The organism is Telluria sp. LT1R51-2 (assembly GCF_059685775.1).
On sequence record NZ_JCASIM010000001.1, the window covers coordinates 2964998 to 2988636 of the forward strand.

The 23639-nt window shown below is 61.4% G+C and carries 25 protein-coding genes; 5 read left to right on the forward strand and 20 right to left on the reverse strand.

Annotated elements, in window-relative coordinates:
- Positions 1 to 87 precede the first annotated feature (87 nt).
- Entirely contained in the window at positions 88 to 1407 is a 1320-nt protein-coding gene (locus tag AC56LH_RS13145; protein WP_499646679.1) for a homoserine dehydrogenase, read from the reverse strand.
- Positions 1408 to 1447: 40 nt separating this feature from the next.
- Positions 1448 to 2671 (reverse strand): pyridoxal phosphate-dependent aminotransferase, encoded by a 1224-nt coding sequence (locus tag AC56LH_RS13150; protein WP_499646680.1) that lies wholly within the window; start codon positions 2669 to 2671, stop codon positions 1448 to 1450.
- 145 nt (positions 2672 to 2816) lie between these two features.
- Here AC56LH_RS13150 and AC56LH_RS13155 point away from each other — a divergent pair, with 145 nt between their 5' ends.
- The 3 genes from AC56LH_RS13155 (at position 2817) to AC56LH_RS13165 (ending at position 5951) form a co-directional block, all read left to right on the forward strand.
- Entirely contained in the window at positions 2817 to 3197 is a 381-nt protein-coding gene (locus AC56LH_RS13155; protein WP_499646681.1) for an Mth938-like domain-containing protein, read from the forward strand.
- A gap of 179 nt (positions 3198 to 3376) precedes the next feature.
- Positions 3377 to 3844: a peroxiredoxin gene (locus AC56LH_RS13160; protein ID WP_499646683.1), complete on the forward strand. Its 468-nt coding sequence runs from the start codon at positions 3377 to 3379 to the stop codon at positions 3842 to 3844.
- A 292-nt stretch (positions 3845 to 4136) separates the two neighbouring features.
- On the forward strand, positions 4137 to 5951 hold the full coding sequence (locus AC56LH_RS13165) for a PhoH family protein (RefSeq protein WP_499646685.1): 1815 nt from the start codon (positions 4137 to 4139) through the stop codon (positions 5949 to 5951).
- Between the two features lie 215 nt (positions 5952 to 6166).
- Here the strand turns inward: AC56LH_RS13165 and AC56LH_RS13170 are convergent, their stop codons facing one another.
- The 7 genes from AC56LH_RS13170 to rpsF all read right to left on the reverse strand — a co-directional run bounded on the left by AC56LH_RS13170 (position 6167) and on the right by rpsF (position 10999).
- The gene (locus tag AC56LH_RS13170) at positions 6167 to 7177 is read right to left on the reverse strand and encodes an inorganic phosphate transporter (RefSeq protein ID WP_183555510.1); all 1011 of its coding nucleotides are present in this window, start codon (positions 7175 to 7177) and stop codon (positions 6167 to 6169) included.
- 21 nt (positions 7178 to 7198) lie between these two features.
- Positions 7199 to 7825 carry a DUF47 domain-containing protein gene (locus AC56LH_RS13175; protein WP_183555511.1) on the reverse strand — a complete coding sequence of 209 codons (627 nt, stop codon included), beginning with the start codon at positions 7823 to 7825 and terminating at the stop codon, positions 7199 to 7201.
- Between the two features lie 113 nt (positions 7826 to 7938).
- Entirely contained in the window at positions 7939 to 9327 is a 1389-nt protein-coding gene (locus AC56LH_RS13180; RefSeq protein ID WP_343025177.1) for a replicative DNA helicase, read from the reverse strand.
- 119 nt (positions 9328 to 9446) lie between these two features.
- Complete coding sequence (gene rplI / locus AC56LH_RS13185; RefSeq protein WP_183555513.1) at positions 9447 to 9899, reverse strand: 50S ribosomal protein L9; 453 nt, start codon at positions 9897 to 9899, stop codon at positions 9447 to 9449.
- A gap of 36 nt (positions 9900 to 9935) precedes the next feature.
- The gene (rpsR, locus tag AC56LH_RS13190; RefSeq protein ID WP_183555514.1) at positions 9936 to 10226 is read right to left on the reverse strand and encodes a 30S ribosomal protein S18; all 291 of its coding nucleotides are present in this window, start codon (positions 10224 to 10226) and stop codon (positions 9936 to 9938) included.
- 28 nt (positions 10227 to 10254) lie between these two features.
- The gene (gene priB, locus AC56LH_RS13195) at positions 10255 to 10554 is read right to left on the reverse strand and encodes a primosomal replication protein N (RefSeq protein ID WP_499646687.1); all 300 of its coding nucleotides are present in this window, start codon (positions 10552 to 10554) and stop codon (positions 10255 to 10257) included.
- 37 nt (positions 10555 to 10591) lie between these two features.
- Positions 10592 to 10999: a 30S ribosomal protein S6 gene (gene rpsF / locus AC56LH_RS13200; RefSeq protein ID WP_183555516.1), complete on the reverse strand. Its 408-nt coding sequence runs from the start codon at positions 10997 to 10999 to the stop codon at positions 10592 to 10594.
- A 222-nt stretch (positions 11000 to 11221) separates the two neighbouring features.
- Between rpsF and AC56LH_RS13205 the strand changes: the two genes are divergently transcribed.
- Both AC56LH_RS13205 and lexA read left to right on the forward strand, forming a co-directional pair.
- The gene (locus AC56LH_RS13205; RefSeq protein ID WP_499646689.1) at positions 11222 to 11449 is read left to right on the forward strand and encodes a DUF6289 family protein; all 228 of its coding nucleotides are present in this window, start codon (positions 11222 to 11224) and stop codon (positions 11447 to 11449) included.
- Between the two features lie 189 nt (positions 11450 to 11638).
- A complete protein-coding gene (lexA, locus tag AC56LH_RS13210; RefSeq protein ID WP_332531557.1) occupies positions 11639 to 12268 on the forward strand; it encodes a transcriptional repressor LexA in 630 nt (209 codons plus the stop codon).
- Between the two features lie 48 nt (positions 12269 to 12316).
- On the opposite strand, the gene AC56LH_RS13215 is transcribed toward lexA, so the two are convergent.
- The 11 genes from AC56LH_RS13215 to AC56LH_RS13265 all read right to left on the reverse strand — a co-directional run bounded on the left by AC56LH_RS13215 (position 12317) and on the right by AC56LH_RS13265 (position 23632).
- The gene (locus AC56LH_RS13215; RefSeq protein ID WP_499646691.1) at positions 12317 to 13021 is read right to left on the reverse strand and encodes a tetratricopeptide repeat protein; all 705 of its coding nucleotides are present in this window, start codon (positions 13019 to 13021) and stop codon (positions 12317 to 12319) included.
- A gap of 150 nt (positions 13022 to 13171) precedes the next feature.
- Positions 13172 to 14413, reverse strand: a complete 1242-nt coding sequence (locus AC56LH_RS13220; protein WP_499646693.1) for a cystathionine gamma-synthase family protein — start codon at positions 14411 to 14413, stop codon at positions 13172 to 13174.
- Between the two features lie 2 nt (positions 14414 to 14415).
- Entirely contained in the window at positions 14416 to 15936 is a 1521-nt protein-coding gene (purF, locus tag AC56LH_RS13225) for an amidophosphoribosyltransferase (RefSeq protein ID WP_183555519.1), read from the reverse strand.
- A gap of 76 nt (positions 15937 to 16012) precedes the next feature.
- Entirely contained in the window at positions 16013 to 16501 is a 489-nt protein-coding gene (locus tag AC56LH_RS13230; protein WP_499646695.1) for a CvpA family protein, read from the reverse strand.
- 13 nt (positions 16502 to 16514) lie between these two features.
- Complete coding sequence (locus AC56LH_RS13235; RefSeq protein WP_499646697.1) at positions 16515 to 17510, reverse strand: SPOR domain-containing protein; 996 nt, start codon at positions 17508 to 17510, stop codon at positions 16515 to 16517.
- A 12-nt stretch (positions 17511 to 17522) separates the two neighbouring features.
- Positions 17523 to 18821, reverse strand: a complete 1299-nt coding sequence (folC, locus tag AC56LH_RS13240) for a bifunctional tetrahydrofolate synthase/dihydrofolate synthase (RefSeq protein ID WP_499646699.1) — start codon at positions 18819 to 18821, stop codon at positions 17523 to 17525.
- Positions 18822 to 18960: 139 nt separating this feature from the next.
- On the reverse strand, positions 18961 to 19833 hold the full coding sequence (gene accD, locus AC56LH_RS13245) for an acetyl-CoA carboxylase, carboxyltransferase subunit beta (RefSeq protein WP_499646701.1): 873 nt from the start codon (positions 19831 to 19833) through the stop codon (positions 18961 to 18963).
- Positions 19834 to 20220: 387 nt separating this feature from the next.
- Positions 20221 to 20505: a hypothetical protein gene (locus AC56LH_RS13250; RefSeq protein ID WP_499646703.1), complete on the reverse strand. Its 285-nt coding sequence runs from the start codon at positions 20503 to 20505 to the stop codon at positions 20221 to 20223.
- A 321-nt stretch (positions 20506 to 20826) separates the two neighbouring features.
- Positions 20827 to 21627 carry a tryptophan synthase subunit alpha gene (gene trpA, locus AC56LH_RS13255; RefSeq protein WP_499646704.1) on the reverse strand — a complete coding sequence of 267 codons (801 nt, stop codon included), beginning with the start codon at positions 21625 to 21627 and terminating at the stop codon, positions 20827 to 20829.
- A gap of 75 nt (positions 21628 to 21702) precedes the next feature.
- Positions 21703 to 22956 carry a tryptophan synthase subunit beta gene (gene trpB, locus AC56LH_RS13260; protein ID WP_499646707.1) on the reverse strand — a complete coding sequence of 418 codons (1254 nt, stop codon included), beginning with the start codon at positions 22954 to 22956 and terminating at the stop codon, positions 21703 to 21705.
- Positions 22925 to 23632: a phosphoribosylanthranilate isomerase gene (locus AC56LH_RS13265; RefSeq protein WP_499646709.1), complete on the reverse strand. Its 708-nt coding sequence runs from the start codon at positions 23630 to 23632 to the stop codon at positions 22925 to 22927. Before AC56LH_RS13265 ends, trpB begins: the two co-directional genes overlap by 32 nt.
- Positions 23633 to 23639: the final 7 nt, after the last annotated feature.

Genomic DNA, 23639 nt, shown 5'->3' on the forward strand with positions numbered 1-23639 from the left:
GACCGGCGATACGAAACAGCATGGAAGAATCATGGGGCACTACCCGGCCTACATGATGCGGGTGGCCGCCCTGCAGCCACCCTGTGCTCAGCCCAGCGACTCCAGACGAATCCGCGTCACCTTGCCAATCACGGCCGGCATCGCCTCGATCCTGATAATCGCCGCATCGATGCTCTTCTCTTGCGTCTGGTGCGTGAGCATGATGATGTCGATATCGGTCTGGTTGCCCGGCTCTTTTTGCAGCACGGCGTCGATCGAGATGTTGCCGTCAGCCAGGATGCGCGTCAGGTCGGCCATCACGCCCAGCTGATCCTGCACGTGCACGCGCAGGTAGTAGCTGGTGGTGATGTCGGCCATCGGCATGATTGCCACGTCGCTCATCTGGTTCGGCTGGAACGCCAGGTGCGGCACGCGGCCGGACGGGTCGACGGTGGCCAGGCGCGTCACGTCGACCAGGTCGGCAATCACGGCCGATGCGGTCGGTTCTGCGCCGGCGCCCTTGCCGTAGTACAGCGTGACGCCCAGGGCATCGGCGTGCACCAGCACGGCGTTCATCGCGCCCTCGACATTGGCGATCAGGCGCGCGGCCGGGATCAGGGTCGGGTGCACGCGCAGCTCGATGCCTTCGCCGGCGGCAGTTGTCGTGCGACGGGTGATGCCCAGCAGCTTGATGCGGTAGCCCAGCTGTTCGGCGTAGCGGATGTCGACTGCCTGCAACTGGCTGATGCCTTCCACGTAGGCCTTGTCGAATTGCACCGGGATGCCGAAGGCAATCGCCGACATGATGGTCAGCTTGTGCGCGGCGTCCACGCCTTCGATGTCGAAGGTCGGATCGGCCTCGGCGTAGCCCAGCGCCTGCGCCTGGGCCAGCACGGTGGCGAAGTCCAGGCCCTTGTCGCGCATCTCGGACAGGATGAAGTTGGTGGTGCCGTTGATGATGCCGGCCACCGATTCGATGCGGTTGGCAGTCAGGCCTTCGCGCAGTGCCTTGATGATCGGGATGCCGCCGGCCACGGCAGCTTCGAACGCAACGATCACGCCCTTCTCTTGTGCGGCCGCGAAAATCTCGTTGCCGTGCAGCGCCACCAGCGCCTTGTTGGCGGTGACCACATGCTTGCCGTTGGCAATGGCTTGCAGCACCAGTTCGCGTGACAGCTCGTAACCGCCGATCAGTTCGACGACGATGTCGATGTCTGGATGGTTCACCACGGCGAACGGATCGCTGACAACCTCCACGCCATCACCGATGACCGTGCGTGCGCGCCCGGTATTGCGCGCGGCAACCATCGTCACCTCGATGCCGCGGCCGGCGCGGCGGCGGATGTCTTCCTGGTTGCGCTTGAGTACATGGAAGGTGCCGGCACCAACAGTGCCGATGCCCAGCAGGCCAACTTGAATCGGTTTCATAAAATCTGTTTCTCGTGAGGTCTGGGCGCGACGCGCTGAATCAGGCGTGGCGCCGTCGGTAACCGTCGAGGAAGCGCGCAATGCGTCCGCAAGCGTCGGTCAGGTCGTCGGAATTAGGCAGGAATACCAGCCGGAAATGGTCCGGGGCAATCCAGTTGAAGCCGGTGCCTTGCACCAGCAGCACTTTTTCCTCGGTCAGCAGTTCGCAAATGAACTGCTGGTCGTCCGTGATCGGGTACATCTTCGGATCGAGGCGCGGGAACATGTAGAGCGCAGCTTTTGGCTTCACGCAGGACACGCCCGGAATATCGGTAAGCAGTTTGTAGGCGAGGTCACGCTGCCGGAGCAGACGCCCGCCAGGACCCACCAGGTCGTTGATGCTCTGGTGGCCGCCCAGCGCGGTCTGGATCGCGAACTGGCCCGGCGCGTTGGCGCACAGGCGCATCGAGGCCAGCATGTTCAGGCCGTCGATATAGCCTTTGGCATGGCGCTTTTCGCCCGAGACCACCATCCAGCCGGCGCGGTAGCCGCACGAGCGGTAGTTCTTCGACAGACCATTGAGCGTCACGAACAACACGTCGTCGGCCAGCGACGCCATCGAGACGTGCTCGGCCATGTCGTACAGCGTCTTGTCGTAGATTTCGTCGGCGTAGATGATCAGCTGGTGCTGGCGCGCCAGTTCGATGATCTCGAGCAGCACTTCGCGCGGATACAGGGCGCCGGTCGGGTTGTTCGGGTTGATGACGACGATAGCGCGCGTGTTCTGGGTGATCTTGCTGCGCATGTCGGCGATGTCGGGCATCCAGCCGGCGCCTTCGTCGCAGATGTAGTGGCGCGGCGCGCCGCCGGCCAGGCTGACGGCGGCGGTCCACAGCGGATAGTCGGGCGCCGGCACCAGCACCTCGTCGCCATTATTCAGCAAGCCCTGCATCGACATGACGATCAGTTCGGACGCTCCGTTGCCCAGGTAGATGTCGTCGATCGTCACGCCGGTGATGTTTTTCTCTTGCGTGTAGTGCATGACCGCCTTGCGCGGTGCAAACATGCCTTTGCTGTCCGTGTAGCCGGCTGCGCCGTGCATATTGCGGATCATGTCGCTGACGATCTCGTCCGGCGCATCGAAGCCGAACACGGCGAGGTTGCCGATATTGAGCTTGATGATCTTCTGGCCGTCTTCTTCCATCTGACGCGCCTGCTCCAGGGCCGGTCCGCGGATCTCGTAGCAGACGTCGTCGAGCTTGTTCGATTTGGCAATCGGTCGCACAGTATCCCCTGGAAAACGCCTGCACTGTTGCAGTGCGCAAAAATACCATTCTGCCCAAAGCGCACGGTTTAGGCAACCTTGCCGATCCGGTTACAATGGGCATCCGCACAGTCACCGCTTACCAGCGCCCACTTCGCCTATCGCCATGAAGCTCCATTCCGACAATACCCAGCAATACCAGACCGTGACCGGCGTCGATGCCAGCGGCGTCGAGATCAACGCCCAGCGTTACGATTACAGCCTGACGCTGCTGCCGGAGATCCCGCCACGCCCCTGGAACGTGACCGATTTCGACCAGCTCACCGCCGCCCATTTCGATGAACTGGCGCAGGATGCGCCGGACGTCGTCATCCTCGGCACCGGGGCGCGCCAGCGCTTCGTGCACCCTCGCCTGGTCACCAGCCTGTCGAGCCGGCACATTGGCGTGGAGAGCATGGACAATGGCGCCGCCTGCCGCACCTACAACGTGCTGATGGGCGAAGGCCGCAAGGTCACGCTGGCCCTGATCCTCGAACGCACCGCCTGAATCGATACAACAGCGGTTCAACAGGCCCGCAAACGTTTCAATCCGGGTAAATATTGCGATTCTGCCCACAAGAGTACTAGCGGCGGATAGCACCGACGGATTATCATGAGGTGCCGCTCCCCGCCATGGCGCGCCGGGAGGGTCACCTGCAGCTGCGCTGCGACCGTCAGGAGAATCCCGTGGCCGAGAGCCAACATGCAACCTTTGCCCCCTTCACCGCCCCGATGACGGGCGAGAAACCGTTTGAACTGCTCGGCCGTCCCGCCAAGTACACGGTGCTGTATTTTTATCCCAAGGACAATACCCCTGGCTGCACCACCGAGAGCATCGCCTTTCGCGAAGCGTATCCCGAGTTCCAGGCACTGGGCGCCGACATCTACGGCCTGTCCCGCGATTCGCTGCGTTCGCACGAGAACTTCAAATCCAAGCTCGGCCTGCCGTTCGAGCTGATCTCGGACGCCGACGAGGCCGTGTGCACCCAGTTCGACGTCATGAAGATGAAGAACATGTATGGCAAGAAAGTGCGGGGGGTCGAGCGCAGTACGTTTGTCATTGACGCTCAAGGCCGATTGGTGAAAGAATGGCGTGGCGTGAAGGTCAGTGACCATGTGACTGAAGTGCTGGAATTTCTGAAGAGCCAGCCCTGACAATGGATGGCTCCAGTTTGTTCAACCTGCTGGATCGCTGCCACTTATTTTGAGTCGACCTGTAATTCAACCTGTCCTGCACCTGCACTATCCCCACCCGGTTGCCCGCCGGGCCGGCGCATTTCCCGGCTCGGCCGTGTTGCAACAGTTCAACCGCAACTCCCCTTATCCCTGTTTAGTCGCGTCATCTCGTGCGCCAGCGCCATGTGGCCCGCGCGCGCACGGTCTTCCAGACTTTTTTTAGATTGAGAACCTGATGCCACTGCCAAAAATACCGAATGAGCCAGCAACCATGCTGCTGGTCAAAGATTACCCCAAGGCCGAACCCGGTCGTTCGCCGGTGCGTTCGATCTCGGCCAAGCCCGACCCTGAAGTCGATGACCTGATCAGCGGTCAAGCCGTGCCGACGCCGAAGTCGCGCGCCCGCCGTAAAGCCGAAGACACCCTGGCCGCCGCGCAAGCGCCCGTGCGTACTCCCCCGGTTGCCGAAACGAAGCCGCAGGCTGCTCCTGAAGCTGCACCAAAAGCTGCATCTCAGGCTGTATCTCAAGCTGCACCTCAAGCTGCACCTCAGGCAGCGAACGTTGCCCCGATCTCGGCCAAGCTGCGCGAGCAGGATGCCGAGCAACTGCATTCCGCCAAGCAGAAGCCAGTGGAAGCGCCAGTCAAGTCGTCCACCAGCCGCAAGGCCGACCGTTCGGGCCTGACCAAGGTGTTCGTGCTGGATACCAATGTGCTGATGCATGACCCAAGCTCGCTGTTCCGTTTCGAGGAACACGACGTCTATCTGCCGATGATGACGCTCGAGGAACTCGACAACCACAAGAAGGGCATGTCCGAAGTGGCGCGCAATGCACGCCAGGTGTCGCGCACGCTCGACGCCTTGATCGCCAACGTTGATGACGACGCGATCGAGTCCGGCATTCCGCTGTCCAAGCTGGGCAACAAGGATGCCAAGGGCCGCCTGTTGTTCCAGACCCGCCTGACCAGTGCGCCGCTGCCGGAAGGCCTGCCTGAAGGCAAAGCCGACAACCAGATCCTGGGCGTCGTGCGCGCACTCGAGCAGCAGCAAGCGGGCCGCGCGATCGTGCTGGTGTCGAAAGACATCAATATGCGCATCAAGGCGCGCGCCATCGGCTTGCCGGCCGAAGACTACTTCAATGACCACGTGCTGGAAGACAGCGACCTGCTGTACTCGGGCATCGTCCAGCTGCCGGACAACTTCTGGGACACGCACGGCAAGGACGTCGAATCGTGGCAGGAAAACAAGAACGGCAACTCGGCGACCTATTACCGCGTGACCGGTCCGTTGATTCCAACGCTGCTGGCGAACCAGTTCGTCTACATGGAGCCGAAGGATGGCCAGTCGCCGCTGTACGCCCAGGTCAAGCAGATCGACGGCAAGACCGCCGTGCTGCAAACCCTGCGCGACTATAGCCACAACAAGAACAATGTGTGGGGCATCACGGCGCGCAACCGCGAGCAGAACTTCGCACTGAACCTGCTGATGAATCCGGAATGCGACTTCGTCACGCTGCTGGGCCAGGCCGGTACCGGCAAGACCCTGCTGGCCCTGGCCGCCGGCCTGGCGCAAGTGCTCGAGACCAAGCTCTACAACGAGATCATCGTCACCCGCGTGACGGTGCCGGTCGGTGAAGACATCGGCTTCCTGCCAGGCACCGAGGAAGAAAAAATGTCTCCGTGGATGGGCGCATTCGACGACAACCTCGAAGTGCTGATGAAGTCCGACGGCGATGCCGGTGACTGGGGTCGCGCGGCAACGCAGGACCTGATCCGCTCGCGCATCAAGATCAAGTCGCTCAACTTCATGCGCGGCCGTACGTTCGTCAACAAGTTCCTCATCATCGACGAAGCGCAGAATCTGACGCCCAAGCAGATGAAGACGCTGGTCACGCGCGCCGGTCCTGGCACCAAGATCCTGTGCCTGGGCAATATCGCGCAGATCGACACGCCGTACCTCACCGAAGGCTCGAGCGGCCTGACCTATGTGGTCGACCGCTTCAAGGGCTGGAACCACGGTGGCCACGTCACACTGGCGCGCGGCGAACGCTCGCGCCTGGCCGATCACGCCAGCGACGTGCTGTAATTGTTGTGCCGTCTGCGCCGCGCAGACGCAGTCCTGAAACGCCCGCCCTCACCGGCGGGCGTTTTTTTTTGGCGCAGTCAGCGTTAAATAGTGAAAAGTTGTGCAGTGACGAGCATTACCCTGGTTCAACGCCTGCCCCCAGCGTCAGGCAGCAAACCGCGTCGCATAAAAAAACGGCGCCAATGGCGCCGTTTCCCGTTGCGTTCACACCGCACTTACATGATCTTGGTGCCGATCCACCAGGCCACCGCCGCCATGAAGGCCGACGCGGGAATCGTGAAGATCCACGCCCACACGATATTGCCCGCCACGCCCCAGCGCACGGCCGAGGTCTTGCGCGCGGCGCCCACGCCGACGATGGCGCCGGTGATCGTGTGCGTCGTCGAGACCGGAATGCCGAATGCACTCGAGAGCAGCAGCGTGACCGCACCGCCCGTTTCGGCGCAGAAACCGCCTACCGGCTTGAGCTTGGTGATCTTCTGGCCCATGGTCTTGACGATGCGCCAGCCGCCGAACAGCGTGCCGAACGCGATCGCCGCGTAGCACGAGATGATGACCCAGGCCGGTGGATATTCGGCCGTCGCGCTCGTGTAACCGGCGGCGATCAACAGCATCCAGATGATGCCCATCGTCTTTTGCGCGTCGTTGCCGCCGTGGCCCAGCGAATACGCCGCAGCCGACACCAGTTGCAGCTTGCGGAACAGGTTGTCGACCTTTCTGGGCGTGGACTTCACGAAGATCCAGGCCACCATCAGCATGATGATCGAGCCCAGCACAAAGCCCAGCAGCGGTGCGACGACGATGAACGCCACGGTTTTGATCAGGCCACCCGAGATCAGCGAGCCGGTGCCCGCCTTCGCCACGGCCGCGCCCACCAGGCCGCCGATCAGCGCGTGCGACGACGACGAGGGAATCCCGTAGTACCAGGTGATGACGTTCCACGAGATGGCCCCGACCAGCGCGCCAAAGATCACGTAATGGTCGACCACGTGCGGGTCGATCGTGCCCTTGCCGATGGTTTGGGCGACCTTCATGTTGACCACGAAAATCGCGATGAAGTTGAAGAATGCCGCCATTGCGACAGCGTGCTGGGGTTTCAGAACCCCGGTCGAGACCACGGTGGCAATCGAGTTTGCCGAATCGTGAAAACCGTTCATGAAATCGAATACCAGTGCCAGGAGCACGAGCATTCCCAGCACGTAGATGCTGATGTTGAGATTATCCATGGTTATGCAGGTCTGCGACGCTTACGCGTTTTCGACGATGATGCCTTCGATGATGTTGGCCACGTCTTCGCAGCGATCGGTGACGGTCTCGAGAATCTCGTAGATGGCCTTCATCTTGATCAGGTTGCGCACGTCCGGCTCGTCGCGGAACAGCTTGGACATCGCCGCGCGCATCACGTGGTCGGCGTCCGATTCCAGGCGGTCGATCTCTTCGCACAGCGCGACCATCTTGGCGGCATTATCCATATTGTGCAGCAGCGAGACGGCTTCCTGCACCTTCAGGCAGCAGGCCAGGCACAGCTCGGCCAGGCGTTTGGCTTCCGGCGTCACGGCTTGCAGGTCGTACAGCGAAATCGTCTGGGCCGCGTCTTCCATCATGTCCAGGATATCGTCCATGCGCGTGATCAGCTTGTGGATGTCGTCGCGGTCGATCGGGGTGATGAAACTCTTGTGCAGCAGGTCGACCGTGGCATAGGTGATCTTGTCAGCCTGCTTTTCGATCGTCTCGATCGCATGGGTGCGGGTTTCGAGGTCGTCGAAATTGGTCATCAGGCTGACCATTTCCTGCGCGCCCTTCACGCACAAGGCGGCGTGCTGGTTGAAAAGATCGAAAAACTTGCCCTCGGTGGGCATGAAACGTCCAAACATAGATTCTCCGTATTGACTCTCTGGGATTACGCGGTCGCGCCGGGAATGCGGCCACGCGTAAAGGCGGCCATTAAAACATCAATGGCCGCCTCGGTGTTACAACAAATGGTTATTTAGTCACCTTGGTACACAGACAGGTTGCCGCTGTAATTGCCGAACTTGGTGTACTGGCCGATCCAGGTCAAGCGGATCGCACCAATGGGACCGTTACGCTGCTTGCCGATGATGATCTCGGCCGTGCCCTTGTCGGGCGAATCGGGGTTGTAGACCTCGTCGCGGTACAGGAAGATGATGACGTCGGCATCCTGCTCGATTGCGCCGGATTCGCGCAAGTCGGACATTACCGGGCGCTTGTTCGGCCGTTGCTCCAGCGAGCGGTTCAGCTGCGACAGCGCCACTACCGGGCACTGCAGCTCCTTGGCCAGACCCTTGAGCGAACGCGAAATCTCCGAAATTTCAGCCGTACGATTATCGCCCGGCTGGCTACCCTGCATCAGTTGCAGGTAGTCGACGATGATCAGGCCCAGCTTGCCGCACTGGCGCGCCAGGCGCCGTGCACGTGCGCGCATCTCGATCGGGTTCAGCGCCGGCGTTTCGTCAATGTACAGCTGGGCGTCGTTCATCTTCTGGATGGCGTGTGTCAGGCGCGGCCAGTCCTCGTCGTTCAGGCGGCCCGTACGCAGGCGGTGCTGGTCGAGCTGGCCGACCGAGCCCAGCATACGCATCGCCAGCTGGGTGCCGCCCATCTCCATCGAGAAGATCGCGACCGGCAGACCGGCTTCGATCGCGACGTTCTCGCCGATATTGACCGAGAACGCGGTCTTGCCCATCGACGGACGACCGGCGACGATGACGAGGTCGCCCGGCTGCAGGCCCGACGTCATGCGGTCGAGGTCGATGAAGCCGGTCGGCACGCCGGTGATTTCGCCCTGATTCTCGCGGCTGTAGAGCTCGTCGATGCGTTCGACGACCTGCGTCAGCAGCGGCTGGATCGGATTCCAGCCCTGCTGGCCGCGCGAGCCGGATTCGGCAATGGCAAAGATCTTGGACTCGGCTTCGTCGAGCATCTGCTTGACTTCCTTGCCCTGCGGGTTGAACGCATTGCCCGAGATTTCATCGGCCACCGTGATCAGCTTGCGCAGGATGCCGCGGTCGCGCACGATCTCGGCGTAGCGCCGGATATTCGCGGCGGACGGCGTGTTCTGCGCCATCGCGTTCAGGTATTGCAGGCCGCCCACGTCATCGGCCTTGCCGAGCTGGTTGCAGGCTTCGTAGACGGTGATGACATCGGCCGGTTTGCCGCCGTTAATCAGGCGCACCATCTGTTCGAAGATGATGCGGTGGTCGTAGCGGTAGAAGTCTTCCGCGTTCATGAAGTCGGCAATGCGGTCCCATGCGGCGTTATCGCGCAGCAGGCCGCCAATGACGGATTGCTCGGCTTCGATGGAGTGCGGGGGGATACGCAGGGCGTCGAGTTGCGGATCTGGAGGTGCTGCATTCATGGGCGGGATTATACCTTTTCCGGTCCTGCGACTGGCAATAATGGAAAGCCAAAAAGCAAAAAAGCCGGGCGGACCCGGCTTTTTCAGAACTGCGTGCTCAGCACATGTACAGCGTGTGCTTAGGCAGCTTCGCCCACAACGGCGACGGTGATTTCCGACACGACGTCGGTGTGCAGAGCGACTGCAACCGGGAATTCGCCGGTGGTTTTCAAAGGGCCGGTCGGCAGGCGCACTTGCGACTTCTCGACAGCGAAACCTTGCTTGGTCAGCGCTTCGGCGATGTCGAAGTTGGTGACCGAACCGAACAGACGGCCATCAACGCCGGCCTTCTGGCCGATGGTGACGGTCATGCCGCTCAGCTTGTCGCCTTCTGCCTGGGCAGCCGACAGCTTTTCAGCTGCTGCTTTTTCCAGTTCAGCGCGCTTGGCTTCGAACTCGGCGACGGCGCCGGCGGTAGCGCGGCGGGCCATCTTTTGTGGGATCAGGAAGTTACGTGCGTAACCGTCCTTGACCTTGACGACGTCGCCCAGGTTGCCGACGTTGACTACTTTTTCCAACAGAATGATTTGCATAGTGATCTCCAGATGTCTGACTGTCGTGACCGACGATTAACCGTGGTGCAGGTCGGTGTACGGCAGCAGCGCAAGGTAGCGTGCGCGCTTGATCGCGGTGTCGACCTGACGCTGATAGTGCGCCTTGGTGCCGGTCAGACGTGCTGGCATGATCTTGCCGTTTTCCTGGACGAAGTCCTTCAGGGTGTCGACGTCCTTGTAGTCCACCTGCTCAACGCCAGCGGCGGTGAAGCGGCAGAATTTCTTGCGCTTGAACAGCGGGTTTTGCTGTTTGCGCTTCTCTTTGAGTTTCGCTTTGTTTTTGTCGAACTTTTTACCGAATGCCATTTGAGGCTCCTGTATCTAAATTGCCGGGTTAAGCGGCACTGAAATCAATGATGTGAAACACCAGGGCTTTGCTGTTGCGATTTTTCCGTGCAAGAAATCCGTTGAACCTGTAGCTGGCGCCCAATTCGGCGCTGGCAAACCTGCCCGAAATCTCGCCCGCGGCGAACGCGGGGACTTCGAACGCGACCGACCTGTCGACTCCGGCCTCTTCCTGCTGCGATTCATGCATCAGGACGGCTGAAACGATTGGCACACCGGCCGGGGTGTAACGCAGTACGTCGCGCTCGGCGATGGTCGCCATGAGCTGGAGGTGGTTTGCGCTATGCACCCGGTATTACTGGTTACTACGAATGACTGGGGAAAACTTAAGCAGCAGCAGGCGCTGGCGCAGCGGCTGGAGCGGCTGCTGGCGCAGCGGCTTCGGCACGGTGGCTCTTGGCTGCGTCTTCGCGCTGTACCGATTTCATCATCGGCGACGGTGCGGTTTCAGCTTTTTTCAGCTTGACGGTCAGGTGACGCAGAACCGCATCATTGAACTTGAATGCAGTTTCCAGCTCGACCAGGGTCTCGTTGTCGCATTCGATGTTCAGGCAGATGTAGTGTGCTTTTGGCAGCTTCTGGATCTGGTATGCCATCTGGCGGCGGCCCCAGTCTTCAACGCGATGGATGTTACCGCCGCGGCTGGTCACCGTGGTCTTGTAACGCTCGATCATCGCCGGGACTTGTTCGCTCTGGTCCGGATGGACGATAAACACGATTTCATAATGACGCATGCATTACTCCTTGAGGACGTTTAACAAATGCCCACCTCGGCGTCAAGACGAGTGTGGGAAGGGAAAGCCGGCAATTATAACCCGTCCAGGCGTTGATCGCAACTATCAGGACAGGTCTTCAGGGCCGTCGCCTGTCACCCTATGATGGTCCATGCAGCGACCTTCGCCGTCAGTGTCCGCCGCACCAGAGCGTTGTTCAATCCAAATTTATTGAGGAGTTCCATGAAACGTCATCTCGCCTCTCTCGCCGTCGTTGCCGCACTGGCCATGTCGAGCGCAATTACCACGCCGGTGATCGCTGGTCCTGGAGTCACCACGACCTGGACGTATTATTCCGACGACACATACACTCAAGAAGTTGGCTGGAGGCAGTTTACCTGCCAGGGTCGAACGATCAAATCCGGTATCCAGACGCAGTATGTCGTGACCACCGCAGAAGACTACTGCTAATCACCCGATGTTGAGCAGCACGTAATTCACGCCAATACACGCAGCCGCGACACCGATTTGCGCCTTTTTCAGGTGCTTGCCGTGATGTCGCGGCTTTTTTTGCGATTTTTTTTGGAATACACCTTGCGCGCAGCAGAATACTGTACAAAAATACAGGTTACTTACATAACCGGTTGCTGTAACACATTTATGCTAAAGCTCACTGCACGGCAAGAACAGATCCTGAACCTGATCAAGGAAGCGATCGAGAACACCGGTTTTCCCCCAACCCGGGCTGAAATCGCGTCCGAACTGGGCTTCCGCTCGGCCAATGCGGCTGAAGAACATCTGCAAGCACTGGCGCGCAAGGGCGCCATCGAAATTTCGCCGGGCACGTCGCGCGGCATCCGCCTGATCGGCGCGAGCGTCGAGGCGATCCCGATGCCACCGCCGTCGTTCATGTCACTGCCGCTGGTCGGGCGCGTCGCTGCGGGCAATCCGATCCTCGCGCAAGAGCACGTCGAAGCAACTTATAACGTCGATGCGGCCATGTTCGCGGCGCGCCCGGATTTTCTGCTGAAGGTCAAGGGCTGGTCGATGCGCGACGCCGGCATCATGGATGGCGACTTTTTGGCGGTCAAGAAAATCGACAGCGCCAAGAACGGGCAGATCGTCGTTGCCCGCCTGGGTGATGAAGTCACGGTCAAGCGCTATCGCAAGACGGGCGATTTGGTGGAGCTGCTGCCAGAAAACCCTGACTTCAATATCATTGCCGTCTCGCCGGACGAAGAGTTCGCGCTCGAAGGCCTGGCTGTCGGCTTGATGCGTAGCTGGAACTGATGTCATGGCGCCGGCCTACCCGGCCGGCGCTTTCCCTACCCTCTTCGCTTATTTCGACGCCTTCTTCACCACCGCATTGTGCTGGTTGATGAACGCCTCGGTCGCACTGCGCCATGCCGCAAAATCCGCCAGGATCATCTTTGAACTAACCTTCGCGCCTTCCGCGATGTTCTGCCGCACCTGCTCCAGGTAGGCTGCTGACGCGTCCGCTTCCTGCTTGTTCATCAGCTTGGCGATATCGGCCGGAATCTTCTTCGTCAGCGGCGATTGCGCATTCAAATTGGTCACCATCTTGTTGTAACAATCCTGCCAGCCCGTCACCAGCTTGTTAACGCGGTCGATTTCGTCGTTTACTTTCGACACCGCCGGAATGCGCGGCGACGGGCAGCGGTATTCGCCCGACTGCAGCTCGGCGCCATCATAACCCTTGATCCAGTAGTCGATCTCGGCGCGCCTGGTGACGCGCTGCTCCATGACGACCAGCGATTGGGCTGCGACCTTGTTGCCCTTGGCCGCCGACTTTTCGAACAACGCCTTGGCCGCCGCCTCATCGACCGCGCCCGCCTCGCCATACCAGTACATCTGGCCCAGTTGCTGCTGCGCTTGCGGATTACCGGCATTGGCCAGCTTGGTATACAGCTTGAGCGCGCCCGCGTAATCCTTCTTTTCGAACAGCGCGTTGGCGTCTTCCAGCTCGCCCGCATAGACGGTGCTGGCAATAGTCAGAGAAAGGCAGAGCAGGAAACGTTTCATGGGCATCCGAGGAAAATGACAGGGTGACGATGGCGCATCATAGCCCCCTTTTACAGCGAGACTCAACCGTAAAAATGACAAGGCCGGCATCGCGCCGGCCTTCTTTGCATGGCTTTACGCCACGCGGTAACGCCACGCGGTACACCGTGCTTACGCGTCCAGCGCCTGACGGAAGTCCCCGACCAGGTCGTCGGTGTCCTCGATACCCACCGACACGCGGATCAGCGACTCGGCAATGCCCATGCTGGCGCGGCGCTCGGCGCCCATCTCGAAGAAAATCGTGTGGGCCACCGGGATGACCAGCGTGCGGTTGTCGCCCAGGTTCGAGGCAGGAATCGCCAGTTGCAGGCGGTTGAGGTAATCGAACGGATCGATGGCCTCGTGCAGCTCGAAACTGAGCAGCGAACCACCGGCGCGAAACAGCGACGTGACGATGTCATGCTGCGGGTGCGACGCCAGGCCCGGATAGTGGACCTTCGCGACGCGCTCGTCAGCCTCGAGCATCGTGGCCAGCGCCAGTGCATTGGCGCAGGTACGGGTCATGCGCAGCGCCAGTGTTTCAGCGCCGACGGCGATGTGATGCGCCGCTTCCGGTCCGAGCGACGCGCCGAAGTCGCGCAGCGCTTTCGCCCGCAACTGCGCCATGCCCTGGGCCTGCGCCGGCTGCTTGCGAAAATTCGGTGCGATGTTCGGATACGCGCTCCAGTCGAACAGGCCGGTATCGGTCAGCGCGCCGCCCAGCGCAATGCCGTGACCGCCAATCGACTTGGTCAGCGAATTGACGACCAGCCCGGCGCCCACGCTTTTCGGGCGGAACAGCCATGGCGACGTCATCGTGTTGTCGACCACGTACAGGATGCCCCGCTCACGGCACAGCGCGCCGATGCGGGCCAGGTCCGCCACTTGCGTGCGCGGATTGGCGATCGTCTCGACGAATACGATGCGCGTGTTCGGCGTCAACGCTGCTTCGACCTGTGCCACATCGGTCGCATCGACAAAGGCGACATCGACGCCCTGCCCCGCCACCGTCTGCCACAGGCTGTTGGTATTGCCAAACAAGAAGCTCGACGAGACGATGGCGTCGCCTGCCTTGAGCAGCGCCTGGAACAGCGCGCCGATGGCCGCCATGCCGGTGCCGAAGCACAGCGTGGCGACGCCATCTTCCATCTTGCTGACCTTGTCCTCGAGCGCGCTGATGGTGGGATTGCCCTGGCGACCATAACGGAAGCCCGGCTCCTTGCCCTGGAACACGGACGCCAGCTGACGCGCATCCGCGTAGCCGAACGCGACCGACGTGTGGATTGGCTTGTGCAGCGAACCGTGCTCGATCGGCTTGTGCCGGTCGTTGTGCAGGATCGTCGTGGTAAAGCCGTAGGTCTTTTTCTCGCTCATGCTTACTCGGCTGGAACGGCAGGGTTCAGATTCAGTTGGGTACGGACCTGGTCTTCATCCTTGGCAGCAGGATTGTGACGCGCGGTTTCCTGGCGATCGAGGTATTCCGGGGTCACGTCGCCCGTCACGTAGATGCCATCGAAGCACGATGCCTCGAAGTTCTTCAGTGCCGGATTGACGTCCGAAATCGAACGCTTGAGGGCGTCGATGTCCTGGTAGATCACGCGGTCGGCCGTGATCTCGCGGCAGACTTCCTCGGTCGTGCGGCCGTAAGCGATCAGCTCGTCGCGGGTCGGCATGTCGATGCCGTACACGTTCGGGTACAGCACCGGAGGCGCGGCCGACGCAAAGTACACCTTGCGCGCGCCGGCTTCACGGGCCATCTGCACGATCTCGCGGCTGGTGGTGCCGCGCACGATCGAGTCGTCGACCAGCAGCACGTTCTTGTCCTTGAATTCGGAAATGATCGCGTTGAGCTTCTGGCGCACCGATTTCTTGCGCATGCCCTGGCCCGGCATGATGAAGGTGCGGCCGATGTAGCGGTTCTTGATGAAACCTTCGCGGTATTCCACACCCAGTTTCAGTGCAAGCTGGATGGCGGCCGGACGCGACGAATCGGGAATCGGCATGACGACGTCGATGTCTTCGACCGGGATTTCACTGAGCACCTTGTCGGCCAGGTATTCACCCATGCGCAGGCGCGTGGCGTAGACCGAGGCGCCGTCGATCACCGAGTCCGGACGGGCCAGGTAGACGAATTCGAACGCGCACGGATTGAGCGATGGATTCTCGGCGCATTGGCGCTCGGACAGCTTGCCATCATTGGTGATGAAGACCGCTTCGCCCGGCGCGATGTCGCGCATAAAGCGGAAGCCCAGGCCCTCGAGGGCGACCGACTCGCTGGCCACCAGGTATTCGTTGCCGTTTTCGGTTTCGTTCACGCCCAGGCACAGCGGACGGATACCGAACGGATCGCGGAAGGCCAGCATGCCATGGCCGGCGATCTGCGCAACGACGGCGTAGGCGCCACGCACGCGGCGGTGCACGACAGCGACCGCCTTGAAGATCGCGTCGGCGTCGAGCGAGAAGCCATCGGCGGCTTCCTGGATTTCGTGGGCCAGCACGTTGAGCAGCACCTCGGAATCGGAATCGGTGTTGATATGACGGCGGTCGTTGCGGAACAGCTCATCCCTGAGCTGGGCCTGGTTGGTCAGGTTGCCGTTGTGCGCCAGCGTGATGCCGAATGGCGCGTTGACGTAGAACGGTTGCGCTTCCTCTTCGCTCGACGAACCTGCGGTCGGATAGCGGCAGTGGCCGATTCCGGTGTTGCCCTGCAGCGAACGCATGTTCCGGGTACGGAAAACGTCACGTACCAGGCCGTTGGCCTTGAACATCGAGAACATGCTGCTGTGATTGGTCGCAATGCCCGCAGCGTCCTGGCCGCGGTGCTGCAGCAGCAGCAATGCATCGTACAGAAGCTGGTTGACGGGAGACTGCGAAACGACGCCGACGATGCCACACATGAGGTGCTCCTAAAAGCTTGGGTGCAAAATGACAGAAAACTGCGAATACAGCAAATACTGGTCTGGTAATACGGATTCAGTAATTAATATGCTCCGCGAAGGCAGCGGGCAAGAATGGTTTGACGGTGCGCGCGCCGGTTTCGGCAATGGGTGACAACAGCGCCTCGCGCCAGAATGCCTGTTGCGGGATCTGCGTCATCCCGCACAATATGACGCCGGCCAGCACGATCACAATGCCCCGTGCCAAGCCGAACAGGCCGCCCAGACCCCGGTCCGCCAGCGACAGGCCGGTGGCGGCAACCACCGCACCGATCGCCATCGACAGCAGGCCCATCAGGATTCGTACGCCCAGGAACAGCACGATGAAGGCGGCCATCAGGCGCGCGCTCCCGCCCGGAATGACCTCGGGCAGCAAGGGTGCGAGCTGGGCGCCATAGACATTCGCCACCACGAAGGCGACGACCCAGCCCACCAGCGACAGGATTTCCTTCACCAGACCGCGCAGCGTGCTGATCACGACGGACGCGATCAGCACGAACAGCACCAGGTAATCGAAACTCGTCACGCGGCAGCGAGGATCAGAGCGGCACCATCGAGCCGGACAGACCGATGCCGCTCAGTTTGGCGCGCACTTTCTCTGCTTCTTCCTTGCTGAACGGGCCGACCCGCACGCGGATCAGTTCGCCAGACTTCTGGGTGAACGAGGCAACGCCGGCAGCGCGCAGGCGGCTTTGCAGCTCGGTGACTTTTTCCTGGCTGGCCAGCGCGGCAACCTGCACCACGAAGCGCGGTGCCGGACCTTCCGCCTTGACTGTTTTCGGCTCGGGCTTGGCGGCCGGCTTGTCTTCGAGGATCGCGATGGCGCGGGCGGCATCGTCCGGACTGGCCGGCTTGGCGACGTGCTCGGCTTTCGGATGCGACTCGGCGGCTTTCTCGGCGACCTTGACCGGCTTTTTCTCGGGCTCGGGCTTTTTCTCGGGCTCCGGTTTGCGCTCGGCCTTGACGGGTTCAGGCTTCGTCACCGGCTTGGCTTCGGGTTCAGCCTTCGGCTTGGCTTCAGGCTTCGGCTTGACAGTCTCGACTGGCTTGGCTGGCTCGAGCATGCGCATCGGTGGCACCTCGCTGGCCGCTGGCGCTGCGGCCACGGCGACCGGCGGCGTGCGCGTACCGGCCGGCGGCGCCGGGACCGGATCGATGATCTCTTCGTCGCTGTCGACGCTGGCTGTTGGCGCGACCTGTTCGGACGGCACCGGCAGCGGCGCAGCCTTGTCCTTGTCGGGGATGTGGATCGCGATGTCGGTGGCCAGCGGCTTGGGCTCGGAATCGAGCAGCATCGGCAGAGCCACGACGGCGGCCAGGACCAGCGCAATGGCGCCGACGAGGCGGCGGCGCGCGCGTTTTTTCTCGGGCAGGATCGGATCGCCACGGCTGGAGCGGCGACCGCCCTCACCGGCCGAGCTGGCGCGCTTGGAGCGTGCGCGCTCGGTGTAGGCGGCCTCATCGTCCTTGACGAAGTGACCGCTGTCGCGAACAGTTTCTTGCTTGTTTTTAGTGCCGAACGAGAACAAGCCCATGCGATTGAGGTATCAGTGTAGTGAGGATTTACGGGCCGCCATCACGCCGGCAACCGTGTAGAACGAACCAAAGACCACAATTCTATCATTCTCCTCAACCCGGCTCAGCGCATTCGCGTAAGCGTCGGCGGGCGAATCGAAGGCAGTCACCGAAAAATCACCCGCTTTCGCACCTGCTGGCTTCAATTGGGCGATCTTGTCGGCCAGCGCCGCAGGGTCGGCCGAGCGCGGCGAATCGAGGCGCGTGACGCACCAGTGGTCAATCACCGAGGCCATCGGCGCGATGACGGCATCAATGTCCTTGTCGTCCATGATGCCGAACACCGCGTACGTAAAACGGTGAAAGCCCATATTGCCAAGGTTCTGCGCGAGCGTCGCGGCGGCGTGCGGATTGTGGGCCACGTCCAGGACCTGGGTCGGGCGGCCGGCCAGCACCTGGAAGCGGCCCGGCAGCTCGACCATCGCGAGGCCGGCGCGGGTTTCCTGGGCGCCGCACGGCAAGGTCATGCGCAGCGCCTCGAGCGCAGCCAGCGCTGCCGACGCATTGAGCAACTGGTTGGCACCGCGCAGGGCCGGATAGGCCAGCGAATTGCGGCGCCCGGTGCGACCGGCAAAGCTCCATTGCTGCTGGTCGCCCTGGTAGTTGAAGTCGCGGCCGAGCAGCCACAGGTCGGCGCCGATGCTGGTCGCGTGGTCGATCAGCGACTGGGGCGGCACCGGGTCGCTGCAGATCGCGGTTTTGCCAGCGCGGAAGATGCCGGCTTTTTCGAAGCCAATTTTTTCGCGTGTGTCGCCCAGATAGGCCGTGTGGTCGATGTCGATGCTGGTGACGATCGACACGTCAGCGTCGATCACGTTGACGGCATCGAGTCGCCCGCCCAGGCCGACTTCGAGGATGGCGACATCGATCTCGCTCGTCGACAGCAGGTGCGTAATGGCCAGCGTCGTGAATTCGAAGTACGTGAGGTCAGTATCCCCGCGCGCGGCTTCGACGGCGTTGAAGGCGGCGACCAACACATCATCGGAGGCCATCTCGCCATTGATGCGGGCGCGCTCGTTGAAGTCGAGGAAGTGCGGCTTGATGTACAGGCCGACACGGTAACCCGACTGCAGCAGCACCGACTCGAGCATCGCGCAGGTCGAGCCCTTGCCGTTGGTGCCGGCCACCATGATCACGGGACACGAGAACGCCAGCTGCAGGCGTTCCTTGACGGCGCGGACGCGGTCCAGGCCCATGTCGATATGGGTTTCGGCATGACGCGATTCGAGCAGCGCCAGCCAGTCGGGCAAGGTAGTCGGAAGTGGGGACATGGGGCTTAGAAAAGAGGAAATCGGCAGGCGGTGCGGGGAATGTAAAAGGCGACCGCAGGGGCCGCCGTCTGGCATGCCCGCGCCGGTCGCCCCTGGCGATCATGTTCGCGGGTTGCCCTCGCGGCGGCCTGTGAATCGATCAGGCCAGGACTTCGGTCGCCTGGTTTTGCAGCAGGGCCAGCAGGCGTGCGATTTCTTCGCGCATCTTGCGGCGGTCGACGATCATGTCGACAGCGCCCTTCTGAACCAGGAACTCGGCGCGCTGGAAGCCTTCCGGCAATTTCTCACGCACCGTGTTCTCGATGACGCGCGGACCGGCAAAGCCGATCAGGGCCTTCGGCTCGGCAATGACGACGTCGCCCATGAACGCGAACGAGGCCGAGACACCGCCCATCGTCGGATCGGTCAGCACGCTGATGAACGGCAGCTTCTTCTCGGACAGCTTGGTCAGCATCGCGGTGGTCTTGGCCATCTGCATCAGCGACAGCAAACCCTCTTGCATGCGCGCGCCGCCAGTGGCGGTAATGCAAATGAACGGCACCTTCTGCTCGAGCGCAATCTGCGCGCCGCGCACGAAGCGCTCACCAACCACAGAGCCCATCGAGCCACCCATGAATTCGAATTCGAAGCAGGCCACAACGACCGGCAAGCTCATGATCGAACCACCCTGGACGATCAGCGCATCGGTCTCGCCGGTCGCTTCCATCGCCGCCTTGAGGCGGTCCGGATACTTCTTGCTGTCCTTGAACTTCAGGGTATCGACTGGCAAGGTCTCCTGGCCAATGTCGTAGCGACCGCCTTCATCGAGCAGCGCATCCAGACGCGCGCGGGCGCGAATGCGCATGTGATGCGAGCACTTCGGGCACACGTGCAGGTTGGACTCGATATCCGCCCGGTACAGCACCGACTCGCACGACGGACACTTGACCCAGAGGCCCTCGGGCATGGTCTTGCGGTTAGCGGCATCGGAGCGCTGGATCCGAGGGGGCAGCAGTTTTTCCAACCAACTCATATTCTCTCCTTTGCGGCAAATCTTACAGTGGGGCGTAGTGTAGCCGCTCGGAGGCAGCTTGTCGAATCATAGCAAGCCACCAATATTGCCAACTAGACATCCTCCATCACCCCGCATCTGAGCCCAAGGCGACCACCACCAAACAATGAGGGTCAGAGTCGAATTGTTTGACAACTTTCGATAATTTCCCAATAAATAGCACCGATCCTCGGCTGAATTCATGCAGCAACAGATCCTCTTTGCAATATCGGGGACAGAGTCACATGGATCAGCTGGATAATCAATTTCTCAATAATTAGGGTCAGAGTAGATTTATTGGGCAATTCCTCAAAGTTGTCAAACAATTCGACTCTGACCCTAATTTATTTGCGCGGCAATTTTCGGCGATTATTTTGCTGGCGAAGCGATTTCGTTGACGGTGTATTCAACGCCTCCCAAGCGCGCAGCCACGATGTTATAGATCCATGCACTTAGCATTCCGGCGAGATAGATGCTGATGATATACATCACTGCAAACAGGATCACCAGGCCGGTACCAATGGGCGGCATCTCTACGCCCGTCAGGATGGCGAGGAGAAATAGCGCCAGGACGGGGAGCAAAGCGACGAAATAAACTGCCGCCAGCATCTTTCCGAACTGGGCCACTGCAATGTGCTTGACACGCTTTTTCATCGAACACTCCCTCAGGTTGAACTACGAAGAGATCAATTTACTGAGGGAAAATGAAAAAGTCTTAAGCTTTCTCAATTAGCAGGACAGATGTGGCGGTATGCCTGTGAAAAACCCGTCGGCCATAACGATCGCAGCCGGACATTGACAGGATTCAAAGGGCAATCGCCAAAAGTTGTCAAACAATTCGACTCTGACCCTAATTGGATTGCAATAGCCGGGAGGCAATCACAGTGAGGGTCAGTGTCGCATTAAGTGACAACATTTTCCGGAGAAATTGCTCAATAATTCGACTCTGACCCTAATTGACATGACGGTGGCGGATTAGCGGGCGTCCAGGGCGGTGCGGATGGTGGTGGTGAAGGCGCGGACGGCGTCGACGGCCTGGTCTGGCGGGCTGTTTTCAATTTCCTGGATGATGCGGCTGCCGATCACGACAGCGTCGGCCACTTCGGCCACGGCTCTCGCCGTGACACCGTCGCGGATGCCGAAGCCCACGCCGATCGGCAGCTTGACGTGCTCGCGGATCGCGGCCACGCGGCGGGCGACGTCAGCGGTGTCGATGGTACCGGCGCCCGTCACGCCTTTCAGCGAGACGTAGTAGCTGAAGCCGCCACCGTACTGGGCCACTTGCTTGACGCGCTCAGTGGTCGACGTTGGCGCGAGCAAGAAGATCAGGTCCAGGCCGTTGTCGCGCATTTCGGTCGCGAACGCCGCGCATTCTTCAGGCGGGTAGTCGACGACGATGGCGCCGTCGGCACCGGCCTCTTTTGCGCAGCGGATGAATTCGGTCTGGCCGATACGTTCGATCGGGTTGGCGTAGCCCATAAGGACGACCGGCGTGTCGGGGTCGTTCTTGCGGAATTCGCGCACGAAGCCGAACACGTCTTTCAGGCCGACATTGAATTTCAAGGCGCGCTCGCAGGCGCGCTGGATGACCGGGCCTTCGGCCATCGGGTCCGAGAATGGCACGCCCAGTTCGAGGACGTTGGCGCCGCCCTCCACCAGTGCGTGCATCAGCGGGACGGTCAGTTCGGGGCCCGGGTCACCGGCCGTGATGAAGGTGACGAGCGCGGTCTTGTTGTGCGCCTTGAGCGCGGTAAAAGTCTGTTCGATGCGGGACATGCTGGGTTCCTCTGGTAATCGGAAAAGGCGACTGCCCCGGCTGGCCGGGGCAGGATGGCATGGTTGACGCCGGCATCAGCCGAAATCAAGCCCCATCCGCTGCGCCACCGTGTGCATGTCCTTGTCGCCGCGGCCCGACAGGTTGACCAGGATGATCTGGTCCTTCGGCAGCGTTGCCGCCAGCTTCACCGCGTACGCGATCGCGTGCGACGATTCCAGTGCCGGAATGATGCCTTCGATGCGGCAGCAGTCGTGGAACGCCTGCAGCGCTTCGTCGTCCGTGATCGACACGTACTCGGCGCGCAGCGTGTCCTTCAGCCACGCGTGTTCCGGCCCGACGCCCGGATAATCCAGGCCCGCCGACACCGAATGCGTCTCGATGATCTGCCCGTTCTCGTCCTGCAGCAGATAGGTGCGGTTACCGTGCAACACACCTGGCAGGCCGGAGGTCAGCGAGGCCGAGTGCTTGCCCGAATCCAGGCCCTCCCCCGCCGCTTCGACGCCCACCAGCTTGACGCCCGGTTCGCCGATATACGGATAGAAGATGCCCATCGCGTTCGAGCCGCCACCGATGCAGGCAAGGACGTAGTCGGGCTGGCGTCCCGTCATCGCAGGCATCTGCACGCGGCACTCTTCGCCGATCACCGCCTGGAAGTCGCGCACCATCATCGGATACGGGTGCGGGCCGGCCACGGTGCCGATGATGTAGAACGTGTTTTCGATGTTCGTGACCCAGTCGCGCATCGCTTCGTTGAGCGCATCCTTGAGCGTCTTCGAGCCCGATTCCACCGGCACCACGGTTGCGCCCAGGAGCTTCATGCGGTACACGTTCTGCGCCTGGCGCTTGACGTCTTCGCTGCCCATGTAGATCACGCATTCCAGGCCGAAGCGCGCGCAAATGGTGGCCGTGGCCACGCCGTGCTGGCCGGCGCCGGTTTCAGCGATGATGCGCGGCTTGCCCATGCGCCGCGCCAGCAGCGCCTGGCCGATCACGTTGTTGATCTTGTGCGCGCCGGTGTGGTTCAGGTCTTCGCGCTTGAGGTAGATCTGCGCGCCGCCCGCCATCTCGGACCAGCGCCGCGCGTGGTACACGGGCGACGGGCGGCCAACGAAGTGGGCCAGCTCGTAGCGGTACTCTTCGAGGAATTCCTGGTCTTGCGCGTACTTTGCGTAGGCTTCGCTCAGTTCGGCCAGTGCGTGCGTCAGCGTCTCGGCGACGAACGAGCCGCCGTAAGGGCCAAAGTGCCCCTGCGCGTTCGGCAGGGCGTAATCAGGGGTCTTGAACAGCGGGGCGGCGTTAGGCGCTGCCTTGAAGGGGATGTTCTGCATGGTATGTCTCGCTATGAATAGTGGCATCGGCTGCCCGCACGGCCGCGACAAACGCGGCCATCTTGCGGGCGTCCTTGATACCTTTTGCGGCTTCGACACCACTGCTGATGTCGACGGCAAAAGGCCGAACGCGTACGACACCGTCAGTGGTGTTGTGTACGTTCAAGCCACCACTCAAAACGACCCGAGGCGCGAGCTCTTTTGGGATGAGAGACCAATCGAAGACCTTTCCTGCCCCGCCATAAGCGTCCACGTAGGTGTCAAGCAGAAGACTTGAAAACCATGGACTGGCGGTGCGGTATGCAAGCTCACATTCTAGCAGCGTGCCAGGGATCGTGTCAGGCTTGACCCGAAATGCGCGCATGAACGGGCGCTGGACAGCTGCCGCGATCGCCGCGCACTGCTCGACCGTCTCATCGCCATGGAACTGGATCAGCGCGAGCGGCATCGCCGCTGCGACTTCCTGCACCTCGGCCAGGGTGGGATTGACGAACAGCGCGACGCCGCTGACGAATGGCGGCAGACCGGCGCACAGAGCGCCGGCGCGCGCTGGCGTCACATAGCGCGGGCTCTTCGGGTAGAACACGAAGCCCAAGGCATCGGCGCCCGCCGCGACAGCGGCGCTCAGGTCTTCTTCGCGGGTGATGCCGCAGATTTTGATACGGGTGCGTTGCATGAGTATC

What these genes read in the sequence shown, in the direction of transcription:
- AC56LH_RS13145 (WP_499646679.1), bottom strand. Translation starts at nt 1,407, where the DNA reads ATGAAACCGATTCAAGTTGGCCTGCTGGGCATCGGCACTGTTGGTGCC.
- AC56LH_RS13155 (WP_499646681.1), top strand. Translation starts at nt 2,817, where the DNA reads ATGAAGCTCCATTCCGACAATACCCAGCAATACCAGACCGTGACCGGC.
- AC56LH_RS13165 (WP_499646685.1), top strand. Translation starts at nt 4,137, where the DNA reads ATGCTGCTGGTCAAAGATTACCCCAAGGCCGAACCCGGTCGTTCGCCG.
- AC56LH_RS13170 (WP_183555510.1), bottom strand. Translation starts at nt 7,177, where the DNA reads ATGGATAATCTCAACATCAGCATCTACGTGCTGGGAATGCTCGTGCTC.
- AC56LH_RS13175 (WP_183555511.1), bottom strand. Translation starts at nt 7,825, where the DNA reads ATGTTTGGACGTTTCATGCCCACCGAGGGCAAGTTTTTCGATCTTTTC.
- AC56LH_RS13180 (WP_343025177.1), bottom strand. Translation starts at nt 9,327, where the DNA reads ATGAATGCAGCACCTCCAGATCCGCAACTCGACGCCCTGCGTATCCCC.
- rplI (WP_183555513.1), bottom strand. Translation starts at nt 9,899, where the DNA reads ATGCAAATCATTCTGTTGGAAAAAGTAGTCAACGTCGGCAACCTGGGC.
- rpsR (WP_183555514.1), bottom strand. Translation starts at nt 10,226, where the DNA reads ATGGCATTCGGTAAAAAGTTCGACAAAAACAAAGCGAAACTCAAAGAG.
- rpsF (WP_183555516.1), bottom strand. Translation starts at nt 10,999, where the DNA reads ATGCGTCATTATGAAATCGTGTTTATCGTCCATCCGGACCAGAGCGAA.
- AC56LH_RS13205 (WP_499646689.1), top strand. Translation starts at nt 11,222, where the DNA reads ATGAAACGTCATCTCGCCTCTCTCGCCGTCGTTGCCGCACTGGCCATG.
- lexA (WP_332531557.1), top strand. Translation starts at nt 11,639, where the DNA reads ATGCTAAAGCTCACTGCACGGCAAGAACAGATCCTGAACCTGATCAAG.
- AC56LH_RS13215 (WP_499646691.1), bottom strand. Translation starts at nt 13,021, where the DNA reads ATGAAACGTTTCCTGCTCTGCCTTTCTCTGACTATTGCCAGCACCGTC.
- AC56LH_RS13220 (WP_499646693.1), bottom strand. Translation starts at nt 14,413, where the DNA reads ATGAGCGAGAAAAAGACCTACGGCTTTACCACGACGATCCTGCACAAC.
- purF (WP_183555519.1), bottom strand. Translation starts at nt 15,936, where the DNA reads ATGTGTGGCATCGTCGGCGTCGTTTCGCAGTCTCCCGTCAACCAGCTT.
- AC56LH_RS13235 (WP_499646697.1), bottom strand. Translation starts at nt 17,510, where the DNA reads ATGGGCTTGTTCTCGTTCGGCACTAAAAACAAGCAAGAAACTGTTCGC.
- folC (WP_499646699.1), bottom strand. Translation starts at nt 18,821, where the DNA reads ATGTCCCCACTTCCGACTACCTTGCCCGACTGGCTGGCGCTGCTCGAA.
- accD (WP_499646701.1), bottom strand. Translation starts at nt 19,833, where the DNA reads ATGAGTTGGTTGGAAAAACTGCTGCCCCCTCGGATCCAGCGCTCCGAT.
- AC56LH_RS13250 (WP_499646703.1), bottom strand. Translation starts at nt 20,505, where the DNA reads ATGAAAAAGCGTGTCAAGCACATTGCAGTGGCCCAGTTCGGAAAGATG.
- trpA (WP_499646704.1), bottom strand. Translation starts at nt 21,627, where the DNA reads ATGTCCCGCATCGAACAGACTTTTACCGCGCTCAAGGCGCACAACAAG.
- trpB (WP_499646707.1), bottom strand. Translation starts at nt 22,956, where the DNA reads ATGCAGAACATCCCCTTCAAGGCAGCGCCTAACGCCGCCCCGCTGTTC.
- AC56LH_RS13265 (WP_499646709.1), bottom strand. Translation starts at nt 23,632, where the DNA reads ATGCAACGCACCCGTATCAAAATCTGCGGCATCACCCGCGAAGAAGAC.